Origin of the sequence: Paraburkholderia sp. JHI2823, from assembly GCF_038900695.1 — a bacterium.
Taxonomy (GTDB): Bacteria; Pseudomonadota; Gammaproteobacteria; order Burkholderiales; family Burkholderiaceae; genus Paraburkholderia; species Paraburkholderia mimosarum.
In genome coordinates this window covers 1-467 of the sequence record NZ_JAYMRY010000232.1, presented here as the reverse complement: position 1 = coordinate 467, position 467 = coordinate 1, and the positions used below count along the sequence as shown (strand labels likewise).

Annotated in this window: 1 protein-coding gene; it reads left to right on the top strand. The window is 41.1% G+C overall.

The window, feature by feature from the left end:
* Nucleotides 1-18: 18 nt before the first annotated feature.
* The coding region (locus VSR34_RS38445) for a penicillin-binding transpeptidase domain-containing protein (protein ID WP_342965237.1) at nt 19-467 on the top strand (449 nt) is incomplete at its 3' end.

Below are 467 nucleotides of genomic sequence, written 5' to 3'. Positions count from 1 at the left end.
GCTTATATTGAAGAAGTCATGGAAGAAGTACAGAAAAAAGCCAAAGTAGATGTATCAACAGATGGATTAAAAATCTATACTTCTCTTGATCGAAAAGCTCAGGATCATCTGGATGACATCATCAATGGGGATTCAGCCGGATTTACGAAAGGTATGCAAGCTGGAGTCACCCTGCTGGATACAAAAAATGGTGAAATTCGAGCCATTGGTGGTGGTCGTGATGTGCCAGCCGGCGGCTTTAACTATGCCACTGATGCAAAACGCCAGCCGGGATCTACAATTAAACCAATTTTAGATTACGGTCCTGTAATTGAAAACAAAAAATGGTCAACATATCAGCAAATTGATGATGCGCCTTATACGTACTCTAACGGTACACCAATTAACAACTTTGACAGAAGACACTTAGGGAAAATGTCGATGAGAAGTGCTTTGGCACAATCACGAAACATCCCTGCTTTAAAAGC